The organism is Succinivibrio sp. (assembly GCF_045124615.1).
GTDB classification, from domain to species: Bacteria; Pseudomonadota; Gammaproteobacteria; order Enterobacterales; family Succinivibrionaceae; genus Succinivibrio; species Succinivibrio faecicola.
The window spans coordinates 1-4,370 of sequence record NZ_JBGVMC010000094.1; the positions used below are offsets into that span (position 1 = coordinate 1).

A 4,370-nucleotide genomic window follows, 5' to 3' on the forward strand; every position below is an offset into this window, starting at 1 on the left:
TTAGAATTGCTCAGGTTTTAACTGATAACCCTAATATTAAGTATGATGCAGTAAGATTCTCCTCACTGCCTGCTACCACACGTGGTATTAAGGCATCTCAGATGGAGAAGCTTGGTATGCTGATTGGACAGTTTTTATCAAAACCTGATGATGAGAACGGTAAGGCTCTTTTATCTAAGGTATCAGGCTATACCTCAACACTGCCTGCACTTGAAAAGAAATACTTTGATCAGAGCGTAGCAAAACTTATATCAGGTGAGCTCGAAGACTAGTTATTTTTAAAAGTCAAAGCGGGCATATGCCCGCTTTTTTATATGGATAAATATGAATAAATACCAGTTTACAGATGCTGACAGATTCTCTGTAGCACCAATGATTGATGTTACAAACAGAACTTTCAGAAAGTTTGCAAGACTTATGAGTAAAAAGGCTATGCTGTATACAGAAATGATTGCAGCTGTTGCTTTAGTGCACAATAAGGAATATTTAATAGAGCATGATGAGAGTGAAAATCCATGCACTCTTCAGTTAGGAGGCTCTGATCCAAAAACTCTTGCAAAAGCCTGTAAAATCGGTGAAAAGTTTGGCTACAGTGCAATAAATCTAAATGCAGGATGTCCATCAGATAAGGTGCAGCAAGGTTCTTTTGGCGCTATTTTAATGAAGACTCCTGATGTCATCACTGACTGTTTAAAGGCAATGCAGGATGCTGTATCCATACCTGTCACAGTCAAGACAAGAATCGGTGTTGATGATCTTGATTCAACTGAATATACAAGAAAAATTGTTGAATCTGTTTATAAGACCGGCTCACGTCATATTATTCTTCATGCAAGAAAGGCATGGCTTAACGGCCTGTCTCCAAAGGAGAACAGAACAGTTCCTCCTTTAGATTATCAGCGTGTTTATGATTTAAAACAGGAATTTTCTGATCTTAGCATTACAATTAATGGTGGAATACTAAATATTGATGATTGCAAAGAGCATCTAAATTACGTTGACGGTGTTATGCTAGGAAGAGCGATAATCGATAATCCATATCTTTTAGCATCTGTAGATTCCATGATTTACAATGATGGATCAGCTGTGCTTTCTCGTGAGCAGGTATTTGACAGCGTTGTAAAAATGGCTCATGATTTTGTAAAGAATGGAAATCGTCTTCACCATCTTGGTATTCATACCATTAATCTTTTTAACGGATGTAAAGGTGCAAGACATTTTAGAAACTATTTAAGTTTACATATGCATGAACTAGGAGCTGATGAATCAGTTCTTATAAATGCATATGAAAAAATGCAGAGGGTCTGATGGAACTTAGTATCAAATCTACTGTTACCTTAAACAATGATGTAAAAATGCCGCTTTTAGGTCTTCGTGCCTATAGAATGAAATCAGGTGATGAAACCTATAATGCTGTTCGCTGTGCCTTAGATAATGGCTATAGACTTATTGATACAGCCAAAATCTATAATAACGAAAAAACAATCGGCAGAGCACTTAGAGATTCTGGTATTACAAGAGAAGATCTTTTTGTAACAACAAAGCTTTGGGTTACAGACTTTGATAATCCAAGAGAGGGGCTTTTAGATTCCTTAAAGCGACTTAAACTTGAATATGCTGATCTATACCTTATTCACTGGCCTAAAAAAGGTTTTGAAAAGGTATATGAAGAGCTTGTAAAACTGCAGCAAGAAGGTCTTTGCAGAGCAATAGGTGTTTGTAACTTCAATATAGAGCAGGTTCAGAAAATTTTAGATCTAGGTTATGAACTGCCACCACAGGTTAATCAGACTGAAATTCATCCTTTAAATACAGAAAAAGATCTAATAAATTTCTGTCGAAGAAATAAAATTACTATGGAGGCATATTCTCCATTAGGTGCAGAAGGAAGACTTATTCTTGATGATCCAAGAATTATTGGTATGCGTGATTATTATAAGGCAACCTCAAGTCAGATCCTTTTAAGATGGTGCATTCAAAGAGGAATTGTTGCAATACCAAAAGCTGTCAGCGAAGACAAGATTGTTCAAAACTCTGATCTTTATTTTTTTGATATTACAACATCTGATATGGAAACAATATCTGATATGAACTGTAATGACAGAAGAAACTATGACCCTTCAAGAATTGATGAAAGAGCAGATTATCTTTATCCAAAATTCCTAGAAGAAATTTAAATTGGAGTTTGCAAGTTTATGTATGCATCAATGTTGATGCATACATTCAAATATAGATGCTAATCAGTTGCAAGATTCATATCTCTTGCAATCTTTTCTGGAAGATCATCATCCCATGTTAATGGATCTTCGCTAACTAAATTTCCGTCAACATCTCTCATTACAACTCTTGCAATCTGTGCATTTAAAATAAGTCTCTGGCACATTGAGCAAGGTCTCATCTGTTTTGTGGCACTGTTACTTGCCGCATCAGTACCAGCAAGATATAAGGTTGCACCAACAACATCTAAAGGATTGCCGTTAACAATAGCGTTTGCCTCTGCATGAACAGCTCTGCAAAGCTCATAGTGAGTACCTGGTTTAATTTTACATTTTTCACGAAGGCATTCTTTTAAGTCTACGCAGTTAGCTCTGTTTCTTGGGGCTCCGTTGTAACCTGTAGATACGATTCTTCCGTCCTTTGATACGATAACAGCGCCATATCTTCTTCTAAGGCATGTTGATCTCATGGAAACAGCAACAGCAATCTCCATGAATGACTGATCTTTTGATGGTCTTATGTACTGTGTCATTGTTTATCTCTTATGTTAAACTGATACTGCGTGGATTATATAGTAAATCATGTTATTCACATTTATTGCAACTCACAAAATTAACACAGTCAGATAAAAAATCTCTTTAAATTTAAGAGGATCGCAACGATTGTTTTAAATGCTTGAATATTATTATTTTATCTGTATAATATTGCAGTCTGTGTTTATGGTCGCATTGCACAGTATATATTTTGTTTAACCAATTTTAGGAAATGTTGAAAATGGCAATTGTTTTAGATGCTACTTCACGTACTGACATGGGAAGAGGTGCGAGCCGCCGCCTACGTCGTGAGTTCAAGACCCCAGCTATCGTTATCGGTCAGGGCAAAGAAGCTGTTTCAGTAACTTTAGATGAGAAGAAAGTTATCGCAGCTGCATTAAAAGATGAGTTCTACACAGGTGTAGAATTAAACTTAGACGGCAAGTCAATCAAGGTAAAGCCTGTTGACATTCAGCGTCACCCAGTTTCAGAGCGTATTTTACACATCGACTTCATGCGCGTTTAATCGATCGCTGTGTGAAATATAAGAAGCCATTCTTGAAATAAGAGTGGCTTTTTTCATATATTATGCGCAAGATACACATTATTTAGGAAATTGCTATGTCTGATATGATTAAAATAGGCCATATGATTGAGCTTGAAGTGGTTGAAATAACCGATCAGGGGGCTTTTGTAGATGCTGATATTTTCGGCTCTCTGTTCGTACCTAAATCTCAGCTTCCTGAATCTTTAAAAGTATCAGATATGTTAAGAGTATTCCTTTACAAGGATGGTAATAGAGTACTTGCAACAGCAAAACATCCATACCTTGAGTGCGGAATGGTCGGAAGACTTACTGTAAAGTCTATCGACTGTGGCACTGTTTATATGGATCTTGGTATTCCTAAAGATCTTATCGTTCCTGTATCAGAACAGCGCTCAGAATTTGAGGTTGGAAAGTCAGTACTTGTTTTAGTGACAATTGATGAACAGGGCAGACTTTTTGGCACACAAAGATATAACCGCTATATCAAGGATGCTGCTAAAAAAGGTGAGTTTAAAAGAGGACAAAGAGTTACCTGCGTTCCTGTATCACATACACCTCTTGGCTTTAGAACTGTTGTAAATGACAGTGTATATGCCCTAATGTACAAATCAGAGCTAAAAGAGCCTGTAAGAATCGGTAAACGTTATGAAGGATACATCACTAATGTTCGTGATGATGGTAAGCTTGATGTATCTTTGCAAGAGCCTGGTGTAAAGGGAATTGAGCATGCTTCAAAGCTTTTATTATCCATTTTGAAACGTGCAGATGGTTTTATCCCTTTAAATGACAAGTCAGATCCTCAGGAAATTGAAGATTATCTGCATATGTCAAAAGGCAAATTCAAAAAAGCTATTGGCGGTCTTTATAAACTTCAGTTAATTGAACTTTTAGATGACGGTATTAAACTGACACAAAAAGGTTTTACACAGTCTTCTTCAGTATTAAATAAGGAATAAATATGGATTTTCTGATCTCTTTGGGGCTGTTTACATCAAAATCATTCATTCTTATTGCACTAATCAGTTTTGCATTTGTCTTTGTTATTACTGCAATAAAGCAGGTGAAGACTGAAG

6 protein-coding genes are annotated in these 4,370 nt (G+C 36.4%); 5 read left to right on the top strand and 1 reads right to left on the bottom strand.

Annotation, left to right across the window (positions count from 1 at the left end):
* The 3 genes from ACJML3_RS02600 to ACJML3_RS02610 all read left to right on the top strand — a co-directional run.
* The coding region (locus ACJML3_RS02600; RefSeq protein ID WP_406020346.1) for a hypothetical protein at window positions 1–272 on the top strand (272 nt) is incomplete at its 5' end.
* Between the two features lie 52 nt (window positions 273–324).
* A complete protein-coding gene (dusA, locus tag ACJML3_RS02605; protein WP_406020347.1) occupies window positions 325–1,308 on the top strand; it encodes a tRNA dihydrouridine(20/20a) synthase DusA in 984 nt (327 codons plus the stop codon).
* Window positions 1,308–2,177 (top strand): aldo/keto reductase, encoded by an 870-nt coding sequence (locus ACJML3_RS02610; RefSeq protein ID WP_406020349.1) that lies wholly within the window; start codon window positions 1,308–1,310, stop codon window positions 2,175–2,177. The genes dusA and ACJML3_RS02610 overlap by 1 nt, the downstream gene beginning before the upstream one ends.
* A 59-nt stretch (window positions 2,178–2,236) precedes the next feature.
* Here the strand turns inward: ACJML3_RS02610 and ACJML3_RS02615 are convergent, their stop codons facing one another.
* Window positions 2,237–2,749, bottom strand: coding sequence for a deoxycytidylate deaminase (locus ACJML3_RS02615; protein WP_406020351.1), 513 nt, complete (start codon window positions 2,747–2,749; stop codon window positions 2,237–2,239).
* 242 nt (window positions 2,750–2,991) lie between these two features.
* Here ACJML3_RS02615 and rplY point away from each other — a divergent pair, with 242 nt between their 5' ends.
* Entirely contained in the window at window positions 2,992–3,276 is a 285-nt protein-coding gene (gene rplY, locus ACJML3_RS02620; RefSeq protein WP_406020353.1) for a 50S ribosomal protein L25, read from the top strand.
* A 95-nt stretch (window positions 3,277–3,371) separates the two neighbouring features.
* Window positions 3,372–4,253: a S1 RNA-binding domain-containing protein gene (locus ACJML3_RS02625; protein WP_406020355.1), complete on the top strand. Its 882-nt coding sequence runs from the start codon at window positions 3,372–3,374 to the stop codon at window positions 4,251–4,253.
* The last annotated feature ends 117 nt before the right edge of the window (window positions 4,254–4,370 follow it).

Excerpts from the sequence above, each read along its gene's own strand:
- ACJML3_RS02610 (WP_406020349.1), top strand. The coding sequence starts at position 1,308 with ATGGAACTTAGTATCAAATCTACTGTTACCTTAAACAATGATGTAAAA.
- dusA (WP_406020347.1), top strand. The coding sequence starts at position 325 with ATGAATAAATACCAGTTTACAGATGCTGACAGATTCTCTGTAGCACCA.
- rplY (WP_406020353.1), top strand. The coding sequence starts at position 2,992 with ATGGCAATTGTTTTAGATGCTACTTCACGTACTGACATGGGAAGAGGT.
- ACJML3_RS02625 (WP_406020355.1), top strand. The coding sequence starts at position 3,372 with ATGTCTGATATGATTAAAATAGGCCATATGATTGAGCTTGAAGTGGTT.
- ACJML3_RS02615 (WP_406020351.1), bottom strand. The coding sequence starts at position 2,749 with ATGACACAGTACATAAGACCATCAAAAGATCAGTCATTCATGGAGATT.